This is a genomic window from Gordonia sp. NPDC003504, from assembly GCF_053587995.1.
Map to the genome: position 1 here is coordinate 35489 of NZ_JBSFPC010000002.1, position 20961 is coordinate 56449.

Annotated in this window: 17 protein-coding genes; 7 read left to right on the forward strand and 10 right to left on the reverse strand. The window is 65.7% G+C overall.

What is annotated here, in order from left to right; all coding sequences use genetic code 11:
* Window positions 1-270 precede the first annotated feature (270 nt).
* From ACWDPV_RS04320 to ACWDPV_RS04330, 3 genes are read right to left on the reverse strand one after another with little or no spacing between them, the layout of a single operon-like run.
* Window positions 271-423 (reverse strand): hypothetical protein, encoded by a 153-nt coding sequence (locus ACWDPV_RS04320; protein ID WP_449741934.1) that lies wholly within the window; start codon window positions 421-423, stop codon window positions 271-273.
* Window positions 424-468: 45 nt separating this feature from the next.
* Window positions 469-1164 (reverse strand): recombinase family protein, encoded by a 696-nt coding sequence (locus ACWDPV_RS04325; protein WP_449742418.1) that lies wholly within the window; start codon window positions 1162-1164, stop codon window positions 469-471.
* A 3-nt stretch (window positions 1165-1167) separates the two neighbouring features.
* Window positions 1168-1914, reverse strand: a complete 747-nt coding sequence (locus tag ACWDPV_RS04330) for a recombinase family protein (RefSeq protein WP_449741935.1) — start codon at window positions 1912-1914, stop codon at window positions 1168-1170.
* A 192-nt stretch (window positions 1915-2106) separates the two neighbouring features.
* Here ACWDPV_RS04330 and pruA point away from each other — a divergent pair, with 192 nt between their 5' ends.
* Both pruA and ACWDPV_RS04340 read left to right on the forward strand, forming a co-directional pair.
* Window positions 2107-3741, forward strand: a complete 1635-nt coding sequence (gene pruA / locus ACWDPV_RS04335) for an L-glutamate gamma-semialdehyde dehydrogenase (protein ID WP_449741936.1) — start codon at window positions 2107-2109, stop codon at window positions 3739-3741.
* 12 nt (window positions 3742-3753) lie between these two features.
* Window positions 3754-4701, forward strand: a complete 948-nt coding sequence (locus tag ACWDPV_RS04340; protein ID WP_449741937.1) for a proline dehydrogenase family protein — start codon at window positions 3754-3756, stop codon at window positions 4699-4701.
* A gap of 82 nt (window positions 4702-4783) precedes the next feature.
* On the opposite strand, the gene ACWDPV_RS04345 is transcribed toward ACWDPV_RS04340, so the two are convergent.
* From ACWDPV_RS04345 to ACWDPV_RS04370, 6 genes are all read right to left on the reverse strand, one after another.
* Entirely contained in the window at window positions 4784-5329 is a 546-nt protein-coding gene (locus ACWDPV_RS04345) for a molybdenum cofactor biosysynthesis protein (RefSeq protein WP_348809417.1), read from the reverse strand.
* A gap of 16 nt (window positions 5330-5345) precedes the next feature.
* Entirely contained in the window at window positions 5346-6929 is a 1584-nt protein-coding gene (locus tag ACWDPV_RS04350; protein ID WP_348809418.1) for an ATP-binding protein, read from the reverse strand.
* 33 nt (window positions 6930-6962) lie between these two features.
* On the reverse strand, window positions 6963-7844 hold the full coding sequence (gene catA / locus ACWDPV_RS04355) for a catechol 1,2-dioxygenase (protein ID WP_348803109.1): 882 nt from the start codon (window positions 7842-7844) through the stop codon (window positions 6963-6965).
* Between the two features lie 71 nt (window positions 7845-7915).
* On the reverse strand, window positions 7916-8200 hold the full coding sequence (gene catC / locus ACWDPV_RS04360; protein WP_348803110.1) for a muconolactone Delta-isomerase: 285 nt from the start codon (window positions 8198-8200) through the stop codon (window positions 7916-7918).
* Between the two features lie 14 nt (window positions 8201-8214).
* Entirely contained in the window at window positions 8215-9315 is a 1101-nt protein-coding gene (locus ACWDPV_RS04365; protein WP_348803112.1) for a mandelate racemase/muconate lactonizing enzyme family protein, read from the reverse strand.
* Window positions 9312-10289, reverse strand: coding sequence for a LysR substrate-binding domain-containing protein (locus ACWDPV_RS04370; protein WP_348803113.1), 978 nt, complete (start codon window positions 10287-10289; stop codon window positions 9312-9314). Before ACWDPV_RS04370 ends, ACWDPV_RS04365 begins: the two co-directional genes overlap by 4 nt.
* Before the next feature lie 230 nt (window positions 10290-10519).
* On the opposite strand from ACWDPV_RS04370, the gene benA reads away from it, so the two are divergent.
* The 5 genes from benA (at window position 10520) to ACWDPV_RS04395 (ending at window position 20308) form a co-directional block, all read left to right on the forward strand.
* Window positions 10520-11926: a benzoate 1,2-dioxygenase large subunit gene (benA, locus tag ACWDPV_RS04375; RefSeq protein ID WP_348803114.1), complete on the forward strand. Its 1407-nt coding sequence runs from the start codon at window positions 10520-10522 to the stop codon at window positions 11924-11926.
* A gap of 52 nt (window positions 11927-11978) precedes the next feature.
* Complete coding sequence (gene benB / locus ACWDPV_RS04380; RefSeq protein ID WP_348809419.1) at window positions 11979-12551, forward strand: benzoate 1,2-dioxygenase small subunit; 573 nt, start codon at window positions 11979-11981, stop codon at window positions 12549-12551.
* A 15-nt stretch (window positions 12552-12566) separates the two neighbouring features.
* Window positions 12567-15380, forward strand: coding sequence for a benzoate 1,2-dioxygenase electron transfer component BenC (gene benC / locus ACWDPV_RS04385; protein ID WP_449741938.1), 2814 nt, complete (start codon window positions 12567-12569; stop codon window positions 15378-15380).
* Window positions 15381-16116: 736 nt separating this feature from the next.
* A complete protein-coding gene (locus ACWDPV_RS04390) occupies window positions 16117-17382 on the forward strand; it encodes a DUF222 domain-containing protein (protein WP_449741939.1) in 1266 nt (421 codons plus the stop codon).
* A 403-nt stretch (window positions 17383-17785) separates the two neighbouring features.
* Entirely contained in the window at window positions 17786-20308 is a 2523-nt protein-coding gene (locus tag ACWDPV_RS04395) for a LuxR C-terminal-related transcriptional regulator (RefSeq protein ID WP_449741940.1), read from the forward strand.
* Here the strand turns inward: ACWDPV_RS04395 and ACWDPV_RS04400 are convergent.
* Entirely contained in the window at window positions 20254-20958 is a 705-nt protein-coding gene (locus ACWDPV_RS04400; RefSeq protein WP_348803119.1) for a CoA transferase subunit B, read from the reverse strand. The genes ACWDPV_RS04395 and ACWDPV_RS04400 overlap by 55 nt on opposite strands.
* Between the last annotated feature and the right edge of the window lie 3 nt (window positions 20959-20961).

Consider the following 20961-nt stretch of genomic DNA (forward strand, 5'->3'; position numbering starts at 1 on the left):
CGCGCCTGCCGAATAAGCTGCCCTTAAACTGGCCTATCGCCTCCAGCTCCACTGCGTTCACAGTAGTATCTGGATGAATGCCCCTCGTTCTGAGAAATTCGACGGCTTCAACCAACGAATTCTGAAAGTTCGCCGCCTCACGCCTGACGTTGGCCAGCGTGCGCGACGTCTGATCCGCCTGATCACTGCGGTTGCTCTGATCCGAGCGCCAAGCCTCTTCAAACTGATTCATGCGCGCATTGTTCCACAGCATGGCCGACTGACGCTGCGCTACTTCCAGGCAAGCCGCACAGTGGCCGGGTCGAACCCGCGCCGTCCCTGTGGCACTGCAAGCAGGGTGACGGCCGCGATGATGTCGATGATCCGACGTCGACCTTCCAGGTCCGCGCTCTTGAACAGTCCGGCCGGGTCTGACGTTCCCAACAGGGGCACTGTGGCGGCGTTGCGTGAGAGTTCCAGCTGTTCGCGTTAGAGGCGTTCGATCTCCGCGCGCGCAGTGTCTCGGACCCGCTTCAGGTCGGCGGCTTCGATGAGATCGGCCGCGTAGTCCTTCTCTGCCCTCTCGATGCGTGCGTGCAGCCCGTCGAGGTCGGCGACGACCGTGGCCAGCTGCGGCGAGTCGCTCGCGGGCACAGCGGCGCTGGCCTCCGGTGCGGCCGCCAGCCTTTCAGCGATCTTCTCCATGACGTATTCGTCGATTGGCGCGCCGGTGCGGTTGACGTGGCCCTCTGTCCGGCACCGGTACCCGCGGGACGATCCGCGTACGGGAAGGCCGCAGACTCCGCACAAATACAGACCTGATCCCGTGTGCTTGCGGCGAGTGCTGCCGTTGTTCGTCACCCGGCTGTGGTCGTCGAGCTTGACCTGCACCGCTTGCCAGGTCTTCACGTCGATGATCGGTTCCCACTGCCCCATGATCGGCTGGCCGTCGTCGTCGGTGACGATCTGATGGCGCCACGACCGGCGCCGGCCGCGCTGCCTGTCCTCGTCGGTGGCTGTGCCGTTGTCGAGACGGGCCTGCTTCTCTGCGTTCTCGGCGACGACCTGCCGCCGGTCTTTCTTCTGCGTGTAGACGGCGTATGCCGCATATCGGGGGTTCCGCAGGATTTCCAATACACTGCTCTCCGGCCAGGGCGCGTCTGGCGCGCATGGCGGCTTGCGCAGTGGCTACTGCTTCTCCTTCGGGAGCTTCTTGTTCTCCCGTTGCCTGCGGGCGTTGCGTTCCTCGTTGAGAGTCCAGCTGTGGCGCGGGAGCTGGGGGACGTCCGAGTGGTGCTCGTCGGGCTTCCCGGACAGCGCCCGAGCAATCCCTCGCAACGTTCCCTTGTCGTCGTTGAAGGCGCGGTAGATCGCGTTGACGGCTTTCGCCTCGGCTGCAATCTGGTGGCCAGCGATGTCGTAGCCCAACGGGCGCACGCCTTTCGGCGCTCTCCCCTGCCGGGCGCGCTGTTGGTGGGCTGCCTTCTGCCTGGCCGACTTCCGCTCCATCTCGGCCCTGGCCACAGCCGCCTTGATCCGGGCGTACATGCGGCCGCCGTCGGTGCTCAGGTCGGCGTCGCCGTTCGCGGTCACCAGCGCCAGGCCGCGTTCCTCGGCCCGGTCGATCCAGTCTTCGAGCTGGCGGGGTTGTCGGGTCAGCCGGTCCATGTCCCAGCAGATGATCGCGTCGAACGTTCCGGCCTCGTAGTCCGCGATCATCTCGTCGTACTCGGGCCGCACAGCACACTTGTCGGTGGCCGACTTCGACTGATCGGTGTAGGTCTTGACGACCTCCCAGCGACGGAACTTGGCCAGGTTCTCGCAGTCTTCACGCTGACGACTGAGCGCAAGCCCGTCCGCCTCGCGGTCCTGGCTAATCCGGAGGTAGATCGCCGCTCGGGTAGGTTTTCTGGCGTTTGTGCTGGTAACGGCCATAAAGGCCAGTCTACCGCTTAGATGGCACTCCGCTGCGGAACTCGACAGCATCCAGGTTCTCCAACACGACCCGGTTTCGGTGGGCCGAGTCAACCCGAGTAACGACAAAGTTGTCCGATCAGACAACAATGAAGGTCCTCCTTTAACCGATCGGCCATCGCATTCGTGCATGCGGCCACGTGAAATGGCTCCATGGACGCCATCACCACACCCCCACGCCCGGTGAACGAGCCGGTGCACACCTACGCGCCGGGCACGCCGGAACGGGCCAGAATCGTCGCCGAACTCGATCGCCGGTCGCAGGCGAGTCCCGTCGAACTCCCCCACGTCATCGGCGGCTCCGCGCGCAGCGGGTCCGGTGACCGCACGCCCGTTGTCCAACCCCACGCGCACCGCGAGGTCCTCGCCACCATCGCGAATGCCACCCACGACGACGCCCGCGACGCCGTCGACGCCGCACTCACGGCCGCCCGGGACTGGGCGCGCACCAGCTTCGACGACCGCGCCGCGGTCCTGCTGCGTGCGGCAGACCTGTTGTCGGGTCCCTGGCGTGAACGCATCGCGGCGGCCACCATGCTCGGTCAGTCGAAGACCGTGCAGCAGGCCGAGATCGACGCGCCGTGTGAACTCGTCGACTTCTGGCGCTTCAACGTGGCGTTCGCCCGGGAGATCCTGGCCGAGCAGCCGGTCTCCTCGCCCGGAGTGTGGAATCGCCTCGACCACCGTCCACTCGACGGTTTCGTGTACGCGATCACCCCGTTCAACTTCACCGCCATCGCCGGCAATCTGCCCACCGCACCGATGCTGATGGGCAACACGGTGGTGTGGAAGCCTTCCCCCACACAGGCATACTCCGCCCACCTCACGATGCAACTGCTCGAGGCCGCCGGGTTGCCGGCCGGGGTCATCAACCTGGTACACGGCGACGGCATCGCGGTATCCGATGTGGCACTGGCCGATCCGAACCTCGCCGGCATCCACTTCACCGGATCCACGGCCACCTTCCAGCACCTGTGGCGCGAGGTCGGCACACACATCGACACCTATCGCAACTATCCGCGGCTCGTCGGCGAGACCGGCGGCAAGGACTTCATCGTCGCCCATTCGTCGGCCGATCCGGACGTGTTGCGCACCGCCATGATTCGCGGTGCCTTCGAATACCAGGGGCAGAAGTGCTCGGCCGCATCGCGTGCCTACGTCCCGCGTTCGGTGTGGGCACAGATGGGTGACGACTTTCTCACCGAGGCAGCCGAACTCACCTACGGTGACGTCCGCGACCTGAGCAACTTCGGCGGCGCGGTCATCGACCGCCGGGCCTTCGACAAGCACGTGGCAGCCATCGATCGGGCCAAGACCGTGCCGACGATGACCGTCGCCGTCGGCGGCCAGTGCGATGACTCCGAGGGATTCTTCGTCCGACCCACCGTCCTGCTCGGCGACGACCCGACCGACGAGGCGTTCACCACCGAATACTTCGGTCCGATCCTGTCGGTGCACGTCTACGACGACGCCGACTTCGAGAAGACGCTGCGGGCAGTCGATTCCAGCGCCCGGTACGCCCTCACCGGATCGATCATCGCCACCGACGTCGCCGCCGTGAGCACCGCGTCGGATCTACTGCGCAACGCCGCCGGCAACTTCTACATCAACGACAAGCCCACCGGGGCCGTCGTCGGCCAGCAACCCTTCGGCGGCGGACGCGCCTCCGGCACCAATGACAAGGCAGGTTCGAAGGCCAACCTGATGCGCTGGACCTCCACCCGAACCATCAAGGAAACCTTCGTTCCACCAACCGAATCCGGCTATCCGCACATGCGGCCCGAGTGATCTGGAGCATCTATGAGCACCCTCTTCGACTCCGTCCTGCGGCCGGTCATCATGAAGGCCGCGGCGAGCGCCCGTATCAAGGAGACCTCACAACGCCTGCCGGTCACCGAGCGGGTGGTCAACCGGTTCGTGCCCGGTGAAACCCTCCCCGAGGTCGAGGCCGCGATCCGCCGATCCCTCGACGACGGCCTGTCGGTCACCATCGATTTCCTCGGCGAGGACACCGTCGACGAGGCGCAGGCCACCGCCACCGTCGACGCGTACCTCGCTCTGCTGCAGACGATGTCAACGTTGCCACACGAACACGGCCAACTCGAGGTGTCCCTCAAGCTGACCGCCCTCGGTCAGTCGTTGCCGCAGCACGGCGCCAAGATCGCCGAGGAGAACGCGCACACCATCTGCGCCACCGCCGCGCGCAGCGAGGTCCTGGTGACGATCGACGCCGAGGATCACACCACCGTCGACGAACGCCTACAGATCGTGCGATCGCTGCGTCGGGAGTTTCCCGACCTCGGTACCGTGCTGCAGGCGTATCTGCGCCGCACCGAGGACGACTGCACCGAGTTCGCGGCGTCGGGGGCGCGAATCCGGTTGTGCAAGGGGGCATATGCCGAACCCGCGTCGGTGGCCTACCCGGAGCGTCCACAGATCGACGAGGCGTACCTGCGGTGCCTGCGAATCTTGATGAAGGGCAACGGGTATCCGATGGTGGCCAGCCACGATCCGGTGATCATCGAGGCCGCGCAGCTGATGGCCGCGGAGTTCGGGCGGGCACCCGAGTCCTGGGAACACCAGATGCTCTACGGCATCCGCACCCACGAGCAGCGGCGGCTCGCCGCCGACGGTGCGGGCGTGCGTGTGTACATCCCGTACGGCCAGGAGTGGTACGGCTACTTCGTTCGGCGCCTGGCCGAGAAGCCGGCGAACCTCGGGTTCTTCCTACGCGCTTTGGCCGGTTGACCGCAGGAGCGGTGCTCGTTCTGGCCTTCGCCTTCAGCACGGTCCGGACGCGCGCGACCTCACGCCGAGACGGCGGGCTCGCCTACGCCAGAGGTTGCGCACGCCGCACCTGATCCGCCGCCCGTGCGGGATCGAGTGCGACGTCACAGCCGATGACGGCCGAACCGAGTTGCAACACACCGGATGTGAGCGGTTGCGCCCGCAGGCCACCGCGCCCGATCAGCGCCTTACGCACGCCGTCGCCGGCGGTGGTGTCCATCCACGCACACGGGTGCGCCGGCCGTCCACCCCGGAACCGAATGGGCCCGTCACCGGAGTCGATGGTGAATTCCTGCCCCCGCAGCGGATCGAGTTCGAGTCCGCGAACGACGATGTTGCGGCGGGCCAGTATCGGGTCGGCGGCACCGGCCGCCGCCTGCCACGCCTCGATCGCCAGAAAGGTGACCGCGGCCTCGGTGTGCGCGCGGACACCGAAGAATCGGTCGCCGACAATACCCTTGTCGGCGACGATCTCCACCGACTCGGGTGTCTCGGTGTCGACGTCGTCGGCCGGACCATCCTTCGGCCGACCGAAGTACGCGTGCCGCGGTGAACGCAGCAACGTCACGATCTCGAAGCGATACTCCACCGCCCCAGCGTAGTGGCTATCCGCGGTCGGCCGGTGCGAGGTAGTGCAGCCCGCGAAACCGCGCACTGCTCGCGAACACCTCGGGATCGAGGTCGGTACCGCGGTGCTTGGCCATCCGAAGCGCCAGCCGCAGAAGCATCTTGATGTCGCGCGGGGTGATGTCGGGGAAGCCGCCGACCAGATCGTCGAGCAGGCTCTCCTCGAGCGTCACGTCATTGCCCGCCGCCAGGATCTGCCACACCTGACGGGCATCCTTCGGGCCGGGTGGCTGATACTCGATGACGGCCGCGCAGCGGGCCAGGATGGCCTCGTCGACACCGTCGATACGGTTGGTGGTCAGGAACAGCAGGCCGTCGAAATACTCCAGTGTGCGCAGGAATTCGGCGACGATCGCATTCTGCGAGAGATCCAGGCCGCGTTCCATGACGAACACGTCGGCCTCGTCGAGCAGTAGCACCGCATCCCAGCGCTTGGCGCGGTCGAAGATGACCTCGAGGTTCTTGCGGACCAACTCGGCGGTGATGCCGAGCGAGCCGGAGTGGATGGAGTAGAGCGGTCGGCCGGTGACCTCGGCGTAGACCTCGGCGGTCAGCGTCTTGCCCACGCCGGGACGGCCTTTCGCCAGGATCACATTGCCCGCCGACTTGCCGTCGATGATGTCGCCGGTGAACACCGAGATGTCGGTGGTGAGGATGTTGAGCAGCTCCCGCTGGTCGTCGGGCAGCACCAGCTTGTCCTGCAGGTGGGCGTCGTAGACGTATTCGGTCAGGTCGCCGGTGTTGACGTCGAGGAAGTCCTGGGCGCCGAGATCGAAGACCCGCACGGCGGTGATCACCGGCACCGGCCCGTAGGAGTCACCGTCAAAGAGGATGGACGGTGCCACCATGCGCAGCGACGCGATCTCCCCTGGCGCCACATCGTGGACCACCTTGCGGTTCTCCCGCATGTTCGGGGAGCGGTAGTCGTCGGTGCGGATGACCCGCCCGGTGAACCGGTACTGCCGCCCGAATCCGTCGTCGATGATCGACTGGTAGCGCGCACGCCGGGACTCGTACTCCGCCTTCAGTTCTCCGGTTTCCTTGTACGCGCCGCCGGCGACGAGGACATCGCCCGGCGACTTACCGACGACCTCGGTCTCCTCGAAGTACAGCACGCGTGGCTTGCGCGACGGGCGCTTGACGGTGGCGTTGTCGGCCTCCATCGTGAACTTGATCCGCGGACCATGCGTGCGGTCGGCGTGTTCGAGGGTGAGATCCATGACCAGATACGGATGCAGGTACCCGTCGGATTCCCGGACGTAGAGCCACCCGTCGATGAGGTTGTGCCGCAAGAACTCCCGCATGATCTCGACGGCGGCGTCGATGTGCGGGATCGCCGGGAAACTCCCCGACCGAGCCGAGGCGATGGCGGTGACCGCGCGAGCGAAGGACTCCGCGCCCGCCGACGACGCCGTGGCCACGAGATCGGCCAGGGCGGCGTCGGTCAGGTCGCGGTCGGTGATCCCGATCTCGGGTGAACGCCACGACCGCGCCTGCGTGCGGACGGCGGCGAGATCATCCGAGGACGTGCCGGCGACCACCGTGGTGGGTGCGACGAGCATGGGAGTCACCTTTCTCCGGGTGGGGGTTTCGGATCAGGCTTCCGGATCGAGCACGAAGTCGTACTCGGTGACGAAGCCCTCGCCGTTCGGGTTCTCCGTGACGTCGAGCATCAGCTCGGGCTTGACCGCCGAGGCGATGTCGTCGCCGTTGTGCGGGTCGCCGGGGAAGTACAGCTGGCTGGTGATCAGTTCGTAGCCGGGGGCACTCACCTTGAAGTGCAGATGCGCCGGGCGCCACGCGTGCCAGCCGGCCGCGGCGATGAGCTGACCGCAGGCACCGTCGGTCGGGATCATGTATGGCGCGGGACGCAGGGTGTGGATCTCGAAACGGCCGTCCTCGTCGGCGATCCAGGTGGCACGCAGATTCCATTCCGGCAGTCCCGGAGCGAATTGCGAGTAGAAGCCGAGATCGTCGGCGTGCCACAGTTCGAGCTTGGCGCCGGACAGTGGGGTGCCGTCGACGGCGCGCACCTGACCGGAGAAGACCAGCGGGTTGCCCGGCTCGTCGTCGCGCATCGGGATGGTGCCGTTCCACGCCACCTCGGGCGAATCCGGGATGTAGTACGGGCCTTCGATGGTGCCCTTGGAGCCCTCGCGGTGCTCGCTGGCGACCTCCTCGACGGCGTGCTCAATCCAGACATCGAGGAACAGCGGCCATTCGCCATCGGCGCCGACCTTGATCAGCCATGCCTTCAGGGCGTTGTACTCCTCGTAGCTGACCTTGTCCTCCAGGACGATGTCGGTGACGGCTTTGATCACCTTGGAGGCGAGGTGATCCACGCGGGCGGTGTCGACGACGCCGGAACGTCCGGAATGTGCCATCCGCTCGGCGAATTGGGCCGACGCGTTGGCACCGGATTCGGCGGCCTTGGCGGTGACCTCGGCGTCGAAGCTGGTGTCGGTGGTGCTGGTCATGATGGGTACTCCTTTGTGCTGAAACGTGATTGGGCTGTGAACGTCGGGGGCCGGAGGGGTGATCGGGGTGATCAACCCGCGGCGATGTCGGACGGATGGGTGGCCAGCGGGGTCACCGCGATGTCCATGTAGGGGAAGAGTGGGAGGCCGGACAGGATGGCGTGCAGTTCGTCATTGCTCTCGACGTCGAAGATCGAGTAGTTCGAGTACTCACCGACGATCCGCCAGATGTGCGGCCATTTGCCGGATCGCTGCAGATCCTGCGAGTAGGCCTTCTCCCGGGCGACGGTCTGCGCCCGGATATCCGGGTCGAGGTCGTGGGGGATGCGCACATCCATCCGTACGTGGAAAAGCATGTCGTGTCGTTCTCCTATCCGATCCGGTAGCGGCTGAGCTTGTCCGGGTCGATCTCGATGCCGAGGCCGGCGCGGTGGGACGTGTGCAGGTGTCCGTCATGGATCTGCAGGGGTTCGGCGAGCAGGTCGTCGCTCATGTCGAGGAAGTTCGACAGTTCACCGGCGTACCGCGAGGTGAGTTCGAAGGCCGCGCCGAAGGCCAGTGCGCAGGCGGTACCGACCTGACCGTCGATCTGATTGCCCATGACCACCTCGATGCCGAGGCCCTCGGCGAGGTGATGCACGCGCCGCGACCAGGTGAATCCGGTGCGGGCGGTCTTGATGGAGATCGCGGTGGCGCTGCGGCCGAGGATCTCCCGGGTGACGTCTGCCGGGGTGGGCACCGACTCGTCCGCGATGAACGGGACGTCGAGTTGTTCGACGAGCCAACGCCTTCCGACCACGTCGTCGGCGGGGTTGAGTTCCTCGGCGAACAGCAGATCGAGGTCGGCCATCTCCTTCATGGCACGCAACGACTCCGACGCCGACCACCCACGATTGCCGTCGACATAGAGTTCGATCTCGTTGCCGAAACGTTCACGCAGGGCACGCACGACGGCGGTGTCGAGGGATACCGGGCGTCGTCCGACCTTCACCTTGAACGTGGAGATGCCGTAGGTATCACGCATCTTCTCGGCCTCGGCCACCATCTTCGCCGGATCGTCGAACCCGAGCATGTGGCTGACCCGCATGCGGTCGGTGAATCCGCCGAGGAGTTCACTGACCGGAACCTCGAGGGTCTTGCCGAGCGCATCCCAGATCGCCATGTCCACAGCGGCTTTCGCGGTGGGATTGCCGACGGTGCGGTTCAGCCGGGCGACCATGACCTCGCGGTCGTGCAGGGTGAGCCCGACGAGCTGTGGCGCGAACACGGTCTCGATGACGGCGACGATGCCACGTTGGGTCTCGCCGTAGGTGAACGGACGCGGAGGCGCCTCGGCGACACCGACGATGCCCTCGTCGGTGTGCACCCGCACGAGGACGTGCTCGGCGACCGACACCTCGCCGGACGCGAACCGCAAGGGTTTGCGGTACGGGATGGCGAACGGAATCGCCTCGATCTCAGTGATTTTCACGGATTCTCTCCCAGGGCTGTGGAGGACGGCAGGGCGGTGAAGGACGGCGGGGCTGCGGAAGACGGAGTTGCTGCGGAGGACGGAGTTGCTGCGGACATGTCGAAGGCCTCGCCGATCACCCGGGCGACGGACTCGACGACGGGATTGTCGTCACCGGTGTTCCACGCCAGCGCGATCTCGGTGGTTCCCGCATCGGCCAGGTCGCGGATCACCAATCCCGCCAGGGGAAGTGCACGCACCGATGCGGGCAGGACCGCGACGCCGAGGCCGGCCGCGACGAGGGCGAGCAGGACCGGTGTCCCCGAGGCCTCGTGTGCTCGTTGCGGAACGAAGCCGGCCCGGCGGCAGGTGCGGATCGTCGCATCGTTGACCGCGGAGTCGCGACTGTCGTACATGACGAAGGGTTCGTTGCGCAGGTCAGAGGTGGCCACCACCGGTTCGATGGCGAGCCGGTGATCGGAGGCGACCACCAGAACCATGGATTCGACGTCGATGGTGCGCAGTTCGAGACCCTCACCGACCACCGGTGGTCGCAGCACACCGAGATCGATCTCGTGGGCTTCCAGCGCCGCGCACTGCATCGGTGTCAGCAGGTCGGAGACGATGCGCAGTTCCACGTCGGGCAGCGCCGCCTTGACCGCGCGCGCGATTCGCGGCAGGTGGGAGAACGCCGCGATTCCGGTCAGACCGATGCGGACCATCCCGCTGCGGCCGGCCGCGATGCGGCGTACCCCGTCGACCGCGTCGTCGACATCGGAAAGGATGCGGTGCGCCTCGCCCTTGAGGTACTCACCGGCCGGGGTCAGCGAGACCTGCCGGGTGGTGCGGTTGAACAGGGTGGCATCGAGTTCGGACTCCAGTTGGCGGATGGCGTAGGACAAGGCCGGTTGCGCCACATGCAAGGTCGCTGCGGCCTGGCCGAAATGGCAGGTCTCGGCCACCGCTGCGAAGTACCGCAGATGCCGAAGTTCCATGTCCTCACCTCCTCGATCATTCGGTCAGATCACTGGAAGAGGCCCGTGTGATCGACGCCACGTATCAATCACGGTAAGACTCTGATCCATACGACACAAGTACCGAGATTCGGGCAATTGATCGTGTATATCGATCAATCGGACACCTGGTCAGGACTCGGGTTAGCCCTAGTGTGATCGCCAACACGTCGTGCCAAAGTCTGAAGTACAGCCCACATAGGAGGTAGTTCATGACTGTCACCGACCGCCCCGACCAGTCGGCGCCGACCATTCCCTCGTCTGCCCCGTCGGAGCACGTCCGCAAGGTGCTCTCCGACGCCGTCATCGATGACCGTCAGGCCGGGGTCTACCGCGCCAACCGACGCATCTTCACCGACGAGGAGATCTTCGAACTCGAGATGCGCCACATCTTCGAGGGCAACTGGATCTACCTCGCCCACGAAAGCCAGGTGGCCAATCCCGGCGACTACTTCACCACCTACATCGGCCGCCAGCCCGTCGTCATCACCCGCTCCAAGGATGGCGAGCTGAACTGCCTGATCAATGCGTGCGCCCACCGCGGGGCGATGATCTGCCGACGCAAGACCGACAACCGGATGACGCTGACCTGCCCCTTCCACGGCTGGACGTTCCGCAACGACGGCACCCTGCTGAAAGTCAAGGATCCTGACGACGCCGGCTACCCGGACACCTTCAACGTCAACGGCTCACACAACCTGACCAAGGTCGCGAAGTTCGGCAACTACCGCGGCTTCCTGTTCGGCAGCCTCAATCCCGACGTCGTCGACCTCGAGGAGCACCTCGGCGACACCCGCGTCGTCATCGACATGCTGGTCGATCAGTCCCCCGAGGGTCTTGAGGTACTGCGCGGTGCCTCCACCTACACCTACGACGGCAACTGGAAGGTGCAGGCCGAGAACGGCGCCGACGGCTATCACGTCACCGCCACCCACTGGAACTACGCCGCCACCACGTCGCGCCGCAACACCGGCGAGTCGAAGAACGACACCAAGGCCCTCGACGCCGGCGGCTGGGGCAAGTCCGGCGGCGGCTACTGGTCGTTCCCGCATGGTCACCTGTGCCTGTGGACGTGGGCCGCCAACCCGCAGGACCGCCCGCTCTGGGACAAGATGGATGACCTGAAGAAGCAGTTCGGCGACGCCAAGGGCGAATTCATGGTGAAGGGTTCGCGCAATCTGTGCCTGTACCCGAATGTCTATCTGATGGACCAGTTCTCGACGCAGATCCGCCACTTCCGGCCCATCGCCCCGGACAAGACCGAGGTCACCATCTACTGCATCGCCCCCAAGGGTGAGAGCGATTCCGCTCGCGCACACCGCATCCGCCAATATGAGGACTTCTTCAACGCCTCCGGCATGGCGACCCCGGACGACCTGGAGGAATTCCGTTCCTGCCAGCTGACCTTCCGCGCGACCGCCGCCCCCTGGAACGACATGAGCCGCGGCGCCGAGCACTGGTTGACCGGACCCGATCCGGTGGCGCAGAGCCTGGGGATGCACGAGATCATCTCGGCCGGGAAGAAGAACGAGGACGAGGGCCTCTACCCCGTGCAGCACGGTTACTGGCTCGACACGATGCGTGCGGCCGTCGAAGCCGAGGACGCCGATCCGGTCTGATCGGTCCGCCCCAGTTCTCCCCAGCCCACCTCCCCAGAAGGGATATCCCCTCATGACCACCGAATCCGTCCCCGCTGCATCCACTCCCACTGCATCCACTCCCACTGCAACCACCACCGACGCGGCCGGCTCAAAGCTGATCACGCAGAACATGATCGAGCAGTTCCTCTACCGCGAGGCGCGCTATCTCGATGACCGCGAGTTCGAGAAATGGCTCGAGTGCTACGCCGACGACGTCGTCTACTGGATGCCGTCGTGGGACGACGACGATCGCCTTGTCGAGAATCCCCAGCGGGACATCTCGCTGATCTACTACCCCAACAAGGGCGGGCTCGAGGATCGCGTCTTCCGCATTCGTACCGAACGGTCGTCTGCCACGTCGATCCCCGAACCGCGGACCAGCCACAACATCAACAACGTGGAGGTCATCGAACGACGCGGCGACCTGGTGGATGTCCGATTCAACTGGCACACCATGTATTTCCGCTATCACACCGTCGACCCCTACTACGGGACGTCCTTCTACACGATCGACTTCTCCGGGGAGTCACCGCTGATCCGGCGCAAGACGATCGTGCTCAAGAACGACTACATTCACCACGTGGTGGATGTCTACCACTTCTGAGCAGGTGAGGCACCCATGACCGTCACCACTGAGAAAGGCTCGGCCACAACGACGTCCGGGCCAAACGGGGCCGGCGCGCCCACCGACAAGCCGACCCATCAGGTCGCATTGACCTTCGAGGACGGCGTCACTCGCTTCATCACCTGCCGCGAGGACCAGACCGTCGCCGACGCATCGTATCGTTCGCGTATCAACATCCCGCTGGACTGCCGTGACGGTGCGTGCGGAACGTGCAAGGCGTTCTGCGAATCCGGCGAGTACGACGGCGGGACCTACATCGAGGATGCGTTGTCGGAGGCCGAATCCGCCGACGGGTACGCCCTGCCCTGCTGCATGAAGCCGCAGTCGGATCTCGTCTTGCAGATCGCCGCGACGTCGGACATCGCCAAGACCGCGGCCGGTGATTTCGCCGGCACCATCGTGAGCCTGGAACGGCTGTCGGAGTCGACCATGCGGGTCGGCATCGAGATCCCCAATCGTGGTGACTTGGCGTTCCTTCCGGGTCAGTACGTCAACATCGCGGTGCCCGGCACCGTCGACGATGACGGGAATCCCCTGCGCCGGTCGTATTCGTTCGCGAATGGTCCGCACGAGGAGCGCCTCATCTTCATGGTGAAGCTGACTCCCGGAGGCGCGATGTCGGAGTACCTGACCGATCGGGCCGCACGCGGCGACGAGATCACCTTCACCGGACCGCACGGCTCGTTCTTCCTGCGTGAGGCCACTCGGCCGGTGTTGTTGCTGGCCGGCGGGACCGGTCTCGCACCGATCTTGTCGATGTTGCGAAAGATGCACGACGACAGCACCTCCCGCAAGGTGCACCTGATCTACGGGGTGTCCACCGACACCGATCTCGTCGCCTTGGACGAGATCGAGTACTTCGCAAGGGAATTGCCCGGATTCACCTGGGATCATTGCGTGTCGGACCCGAAGAGCACCGCGGCCAACAAGGGTTACGTGATGTCGCTCATCACGCCGGAGCATCTCTACGACGGTGATGTCGCCATCTACCTGTGCGGTCCCCCGCCCATGGTGGAATCGGTGCGCTCCCACGTGTCCGACGCCGGGATCGAACCCGTCGGCTTCTACTACGAGAAGTTCGCACTGGCGGTACCGGCGAAGTCCGCCGCCTCCGCGGCGGGCGAGGAGGACGCCGGCATCGTTGCGGCTGCACCTGTCGAGATCACCGACGAAGCGGTGCTCGAGGCCGGCGATGCCCGCGCGATTGCCGGACAGGAAGTGTTGCCGCCGAGCTCGCTTGGGTCGTTGCCGGGTGGCTCCGACCACCTCGACGATGCTGGTGCGATCGGACGCATTGCCGGACAACAGGTCTGGACCGACGGCGGCAACGGAATCGGCCTCGACGCCGACGACGGTGCGATCGTGCCCGTCGGCGGAGCGCGGGCCATCGCCGGACAGACCGTGTTCGCGGGTGAGTCGATCGAGCCCGTGGTCGGCGAATCGGCAGCGGTGGCGCCCTCGACTGTGGACGACCCTGTGGCAGAACCTTCTGCGCCGCAGATGGATTCCCCTGCGGCGCCGACGGTCACCGATCAGGGTTACGAGATCGGCGAGGAGCATCCGGGGATCTACGAGTCCGACGCGTTGTTCGAGGCACGCGCCGCACTCGAACTCGGAGCGCTGGAGTTGACCTTCGGCAGACTGACCACCGGCCAACTCGCCGGCTATCAGCTTCTCGCCGAGGCGACCCTCCCCTACGTGAAGGGCGACTCGTTCGTCGATGCGGCCGAGTACACCGAGACCAATGCCGCATTCCACGATTACCTGTTCTCGCTGACCGGAAATGAGCATCTACTCGCCGCGTACACGGCTCTGGGTGTCAAGGGCCGCATGGGTGAGGTGCTGCGGAACGCCACCTGGTGCCACCCGCTGTGCGCGCAGGATCATGTGGATATCGTCGACGCCTTCGCCTCGGGCAACCGGGACAAGGCACGCGGACTCATCGCCGCCCACGCCGACCGGTCGAAGCAGACCATGCGGCGGGCGATGGCCGACGAGATGTCGTCCAAACGGCCCAAGTTCATCACGCCGGGCCGATTCGCCGGCAAGGTCGTCGTGGTGACGGGCGCCGCTCAGGGTATCGGTGCACAGACGGCACGCCGCATCGCCGCCGAAGGCGGCAAGCTGGTGTGCGCCGACCGATCCGACCTCGTCGGCGAGTTGGTCTCCGACGTCACCGAACTCGGTGGCCGGGCCGTGGAGGCCATCGCGGACCTGGAGTCCTATTCCGGTGCCGCATCGGTGGTGACGAAGGCCATCGAGACCTACGGCCGCGTCGATGTGTTGATCAACAATGTCGGTGGCGCGATCAACTTCAAACCGTTCGTCGAGTTCAGCGACGACGAGATCCGCGCCGAGATCGACCGGTCGTTGATGACCACGCTGTACGCCTGCCGCGCGGTTCTGCCGTCGATGGTGGAACACGGCTCGGGCGTCATCGTGAACGTGTCGTCGGCGGCGACCCGCGGTATCAACCGGATTCCGTACTCGGCGGCCAAGGGCGGTATCAACGCGATCACCGCCTCCCTCGCCATGGAGTACGCCGACAACGGGATTCGAGTATGCGCAACCGCGCCGGGTGGCACCGAGGCACCGCCGCGGAGAATCTGCCGCGGCACGCCGACCCCCACCGGAGAGACCGAGCAGCAATGGTTCGACGCCCACATCGAGCAAACCGTCGCCTCGTCACTGATGAAGCGCTACGGCACCCTCGACGAACAGGCCGCGGCCATCTGCTTCCTCGCCTCCGACGAGGCGTCCTACATCACCGGCAGCGTGCTGCCGGTGGCCGGCGGAGACCTGGGATAGTCTGCCACGCTCCATAATTCAATAGCGGCATCACCGCCGGACGGCATACGTCCGGCGGTGATGCTGTCTTGAAGCACCGCCACCCCGCCGACATCCCTCACCCTCACTGACAGCGCTCATCCCTTCGTTGACAGCGCTCTGAATTACGTTGACAGCGCTCTGATTTCCGTTGACAGCGCTTTGATAAGGGTCGAGCCAACCCCTCTCCCGCCGGTCGAGCAGACCTTCCGCGAGTCGAGGGGCCCCAGCCCGCCGGCCGAGCCAACCCCATCCGCCGGCCGAACCGCCCCGGAGCGATAGCCGCCGCGTTGAGTTCCGTCGAAACGGAGGGTCGCGTCCGCCGGGCCGAGCTTGTCGAGGTCAGACCACGCAAGGCAACTCTGTTATGGAACCAGCACCACCACAACAGGTCTCGATGCTCGTCGCTAGCGCTCCTTACACCTCGACCACCGGTGACACCGGTCGAGCCGACCTCATCCCGCCGGTCGAGCCGACCCATCCCGCCGGTCGAGCCGACCCGGAGCGCTAGCGGAGGGTCGTGTCGAGACCAGGTGAGGAGAGGCTGGAACCCCCACCACCACAACATCTCCCACGAACGTGTCGCCCCATACCACACCCCACCGACAAGATAATCGCGCCGACAACACGTTATCCACAGACCAAAAGTTATGCACAGCAACAGGATTCGGAAAGCTGGCCCTTGCGCCGACCGCCAACGAGGCGTATTGTGGTGTACATGACATCGGGGGAACTTGACATCACCATCGACTTGTTGTCGGAGCTCGACTACACCAACGGCAGCCTCACCCGTGAAGACGCAAAGTACGCTCTTCACGCGATCCTGCTCATCCGCAACCTCGTCGATCACCATGCCAGCATCCTTGTCGGACAATGTGATCACCTCGGCGTGGCGGAGAACGAGGGTCGCAAGCTTCAGGAACTCCTGCACGAATGGGGTGTCGCCCCGGCCTCCGCGTCCCGAATGATCCGACTGGGCACCACCCCCGACATCGAGCGGGTACACCGCCACACCTCGCTGGGCACGCTGTCCGCCGAACACGCCGACGCCATCGTGAGAGGATTGGCGCACATCGAGAAACGATCCGGACAACCCGTCACCGCCGAGGAACGTGACGCGCACAGCATCGCCCTCCTCGGCCACGCGACCGCCGGGTTCACGCCCGCCGAAATCCGCAACTACGCCAAAAGCCGAGGCAACCAGCAGGCCGACGACACCGACGGACTACCCGCCGGCGAAGACCGTTCCATCAACACGCTGGACTTCCACGATTCCGATGACGGACGACTCACCGTCACCGGCGACCTCCATGCCGTGCTCGGGGAGAAACTCAGGACCGCGATCGAAGTCCTGTCGGCGCCACGGCCCCAGCCCGACGGGTCCCGCGATCCGCGCACCGCAGGTCAGATGCGTGCCGACGCCCTGGAGAACATCCTCGACACCGCAGCCCGCGCCGCCAGAGGTGAGCATCGCGATGACGACGGACCACGTATGCCCACCGAACTGATCAACCTCACCATCCCCACCGGCACACCCTCCATGGCATCCCTGCAGTTCATGGGATCGGTCACCGAAGCCACCGCCCGCAAACTGTGCTGCGACGCCACCGTCGGCGTCATGATCGTCAGCAAAGACGAAGTACCCCTGTCGCTCGGACGCACCATCCGGTTGTTCAACCGGGCCCAACGACGAGCGTTGACGCACCGGGATAAGGGGTGCATCAAGTGCGGTGCACCCGCCTCACGCTGCCAGGCGCACCACATCGTGCATTGGATCGACGGCGGCGAAACCTGTTTGGAGAACGGCGCTTTGCTCTGCACAGCCTGTCATGACGATGTCCACCATAACGGATGGGACGTCGTCATGGGAGCCGACCACCACCCGTGGTTGATCCCACCGGAAAGTGTTGACCCACAACGCAGGTGGTTGCGGTCCTATCACCGCAGGACCATGACCTTGGATGGATTGCCGGGTGCGGCATGAGGATTCGAGTTCCAGCCTTACCTTGCGAGGTCTCCTTGCGTTGAGCTCCGTCGAAACGACACGGACTCCGCTAGCGCTCCGTCTGGCTCAACCAGCGGGCAAGGTGGCTCGACCACTGGAGTAAGGGCTCGACCAACGGGCAAAGGGGCTCGGCCAGCGGGGACGCGTCCCCATCGCCGGTTGCGGGGTAGCAACCAGCGACGTGACCCAGCAGCCCTGCCTCACCGATAGATAACAGACCAACCAACCCGCACCCGGCCTGCCGGGACCGCATCGGTACCTTGACAATTCCACAGTGACAACGGCCATGGGGTTCTCGAGCCGACGATGAGCAGCAAAGATGGAGGTGCTGCGGCAATCGGATCCGAACCCCACATTCCTCTCGAACGCCTACCATGGAGCGATGATCATCGAGGCCAGCTGCATCGGTCGCGATGACGAGATCGGCGAGATCCTGCAACGCACCGATGGCCTCACCGATCCGGCGTTTCTGGTGATCACCGGGCCGCCGGGCGTCGGCAAGAGCACCGTGCTCCGTCGCGTCGCCGCACGTGCCGAATCCGAGCATCTCCCCCTACGTGTTCTCGACGACGCCGACGGGATCGACTCCGATTCGATACGCGAACTCGGAACCGATACCGCCGGGAATCCACTGCTTGTCGTGATCGCGGTGACCACCCACACCCCGGCCACGATGGCACTGCTCGCCGATACGATCGCTCTCGACGGGCTGCCCCGTCACGCCATCGCAGAACTCGCAGCGTCACGCGGCATCGTCGTCCACCCCACAGTGCTCGAACGGCTCGCCGACCACACGGCCGGCAACGCGCGAGACGTCATCGCCCTGTTCGGAGAGCTACCCAACAGCGCGTGGTCGCGGGCCGATCTGGCACTGCCTGCCCCGCGCTATATCGTCGACGATGTCCGGACCAGGCTGCAGCAGGTCCCAGCTGCCGCCGGAGAACTCATTCAGGCGATCTGCATCCTGGATGACGGCGACTCCCTGGGAACAGCAATCCAATTGGCACACATCGACGATGCCATGGCCGCTCTCGATGATGCACTGAACAGCGGCCTGATTCAGACAACCGCCGCACTGACACCCGCCGACGCCCGACCCCGGCCGACCAATCCACTCATCCGCACGGCGGTGCTGCAGGTCATGGGGATTCGGCGCGTCGGCGAGATGCACAGTCACGCAGCCGACCTCATCGAGGACCCGGTCCGCAGTCTCGGGCATCGCGTGGCGGCAACCCCCGTACCCGACGCGGACCTCGCCGACCAACTCGACGCCCTTGCCAGAACCCGCGCCGCCGACGGTGAATGGGCCGCGGCGGCCGACCTGTACCGGCAGGCCGGCCGCCTCACCTCCGACCGACTGCAGAGTGAACAACGGACCACACTGTCGGTGGACGCGTTGCTCGCGGCCGGCGACTGCGTCGGCGCGGCCGCCCTCGTCCCGACCGTGGAAAGCCTCCGTGAAACCGCGCTGCGCAACGCCACCCTCGCCTATCTTGCGATCCTGCGCGGTCGTTCCGCCGAGGCAGCCCTCCGACTCGAACGCGCCTGGGGCATCGTCAACTTCGAACGCGAACCCGACGTCGCCGCGCTCATCGCCCAGCGCTACGTCCTGCACAATCTGGTGCGGTGCCGCGGCGATGAACTCGTCGACTGGGCCGACCGCGCAATCGCCATGGCCGGCGACACCTCGTCGGCGGGTATCGAAGCCGCAGCCATCCGCGGTCTCGGACAGGCGTGGTCCGGTGATCCGGGCGGCGCACTCGCCTCCTACACCGAACTCGCCGAGCGGGTGCGATTCGGCCCGCAGGCCCAGCGCGTCACCATGGGGCGTGGGTGGCTGGAACTGGGCATCGACGAGATCGGCGCGGCGCGCAGTAGCCTCGAAACAGCGGTCTCCATGGCCCAACTCGGCGGTTCCAACCGCATCTCCCTCTGGGCACTCGGATGGCTCGCCCGCGTTCAGTTCCTCACCGGCGACTGGGATTCGGCGCTCATCACCATCGATCAGGGACGCGAACTCGCCCGCAAGGGTGGCATCGAACTCGCCACGCCACTGCTCAACTGGACCGCCGCACACATCCACTCGATGCGAGGCGATCGGGAACGCGCCGAATTCCACATCACCGCAGCAACATTGCCCGCCGGAGACTACGAGATCATGCGCATCCCACTCCTGTTGGCACGCGCACACGTCGCCGAGGCGGACGCCGACTACGGCCGGGTGATTCGCATCCTCGAACCGCTTCGGCAGATGGCGGAGGTGACACCGGCACTGGTGGAACCCGGCTGGTGGCCGTGGGTGGATGTGTTGGCCAACGCCCTGGTCATCGACGGGCAACTCGACGCCGCCGACGCGCTTCTGCGCCCGTTCGAGGAACTCGCCGCGCGACGCGAACACCGGTCCGCAGCCGCGCGTATCGGCTATGCGCGTGGGCGGTACCTCGGCGCCACCGGCGACATCCATGCCGCGCGGCGCGCCTTCGACGAGTCGCTCGAACTGCTCGACGGACTCCCACTCCGATACGACCTCGCCCGGGTCAACTTCGCCTACGGGCAGACACTACGCCGCGCCGGGAAACGTCGTGCCGCCGACACGGTGATGGCCACGGCCCGCGAGATCTTCCAATCCCTGGGTGCCACAACCTATGTCGACAGGTGTGATCGCGAGCTCAAGGCCGGCGGCCTCAGCACCACCCGCAGCGCCACCACCCGAACCGACGCCGACGCGACCGATCTCACCCCGCAGGAGGAGGCGGTCACCGCGCTGGTCGCCCGCGGACTGTCGAACCGGGAGGTGGCCGCCGAACTCTACATCTCCCCGAAGACGGTGCAGTACCACCTCACCCGGATCTACGCCAAGCTCGGACTGCGATCCCGCGCCGAGCTGGCCGCCTCACGGTCCTGACCGCTCAGACCCTCGGCGGTCCGATCAACCACCGGCGCACCGGTTTTCGATTCCACCGTGGCGAAGTCCACACCCGGGGCGAGTTCGACGACGTCGAATCCCGTTCCGGTGACGTCGAACACGCCGAGGTCGGTGATCACACGACTGACCACCGACCGCCCGGTCAGCGGCAACGAGCACTCGGCGACCAGCTTGGGATCACCCTTCTTGCTCACATGCTCCATCAGCACGATCACCTGACCGGCACCGTTGACCAGATCCATCGCGCCGCCGATACCCTTGACCATCGCGCCGGGCACCATCCAGTTCGCCAGGTCGCCACCCGCCGACACCTGCATCCCGCCCAGGACGGCGACGTCGACGTGACCGCCACGGATCATGGAAAAGCTGGTGGCCGAATCGAAGTACGACGCGCCGGGGAGCACCGACACCGTCTGCTTGCCGGCGTTGATGAGGTCCGGATCGACCTGATCGTCGTACGGGAACGGACCCACACCGAGGATGCCGTTCTCGGCGTGCAGCACGATGTCGGAATCGTCGGGCATGTGATCGGGAATGAGCGTCGGCAGACCGATACCCAGGTTGACGTAGTCGCCGGGCCGCAGTTCGCGCGATGCGCGGGCGGCCATCTCGTTGCGGGTCCAGGTCATGAT

Bases quoted from the DNA above. Each gene is read 5' to 3' on its own strand.
- ACWDPV_RS04330 (WP_449741935.1), bottom strand. From the start codon at position 1,914: ATGGCCGTTACCAGCACAAACGCCAGAAAACCTACCCGAGCGGCGATC.
- pruA (WP_449741936.1), top strand. From the start codon at position 2,107: ATGGACGCCATCACCACACCCCCACGCCCGGTGAACGAGCCGGTGCAC.
- ACWDPV_RS04340 (WP_449741937.1), top strand. From the start codon at position 3,754: ATGAGCACCCTCTTCGACTCCGTCCTGCGGCCGGTCATCATGAAGGCC.
- ACWDPV_RS04350 (WP_348809418.1), bottom strand. From the start codon at position 6,929: ATGCTCGTCGCACCCACCACGGTGGTCGCCGGCACGTCCTCGGATGAT.
- catA (WP_348803109.1), bottom strand. From the start codon at position 7,844: ATGACCAGCACCACCGACACCAGCTTCGACGCCGAGGTCACCGCCAAG.
- catC (WP_348803110.1), bottom strand. From the start codon at position 8,200: ATGCTTTTCCACGTACGGATGGATGTGCGCATCCCCCACGACCTCGAC.
- ACWDPV_RS04370 (WP_348803113.1), bottom strand. From the start codon at position 10,289: ATGGAACTTCGGCATCTGCGGTACTTCGCAGCGGTGGCCGAGACCTGC.
- benA (WP_348803114.1), top strand. From the start codon at position 10,520: ATGACTGTCACCGACCGCCCCGACCAGTCGGCGCCGACCATTCCCTCG.
- benB (WP_348809419.1), top strand. From the start codon at position 11,979: ATGACCACCGAATCCGTCCCCGCTGCATCCACTCCCACTGCATCCACT.
- benC (WP_449741938.1), top strand. From the start codon at position 12,567: ATGACCGTCACCACTGAGAAAGGCTCGGCCACAACGACGTCCGGGCCA.
- ACWDPV_RS04390 (WP_449741939.1), top strand. From the start codon at position 16,117: ATGACATCGGGGGAACTTGACATCACCATCGACTTGTTGTCGGAGCTC.
- ACWDPV_RS04395 (WP_449741940.1), top strand. From the start codon at position 17,786: ATGATCATCGAGGCCAGCTGCATCGGTCGCGATGACGAGATCGGCGAG.
- ACWDPV_RS04400 (WP_348803119.1), bottom strand. From the start codon at position 20,958: ATGACCTGGACCCGCAACGAGATGGCCGCCCGCGCATCGCGCGAACTG.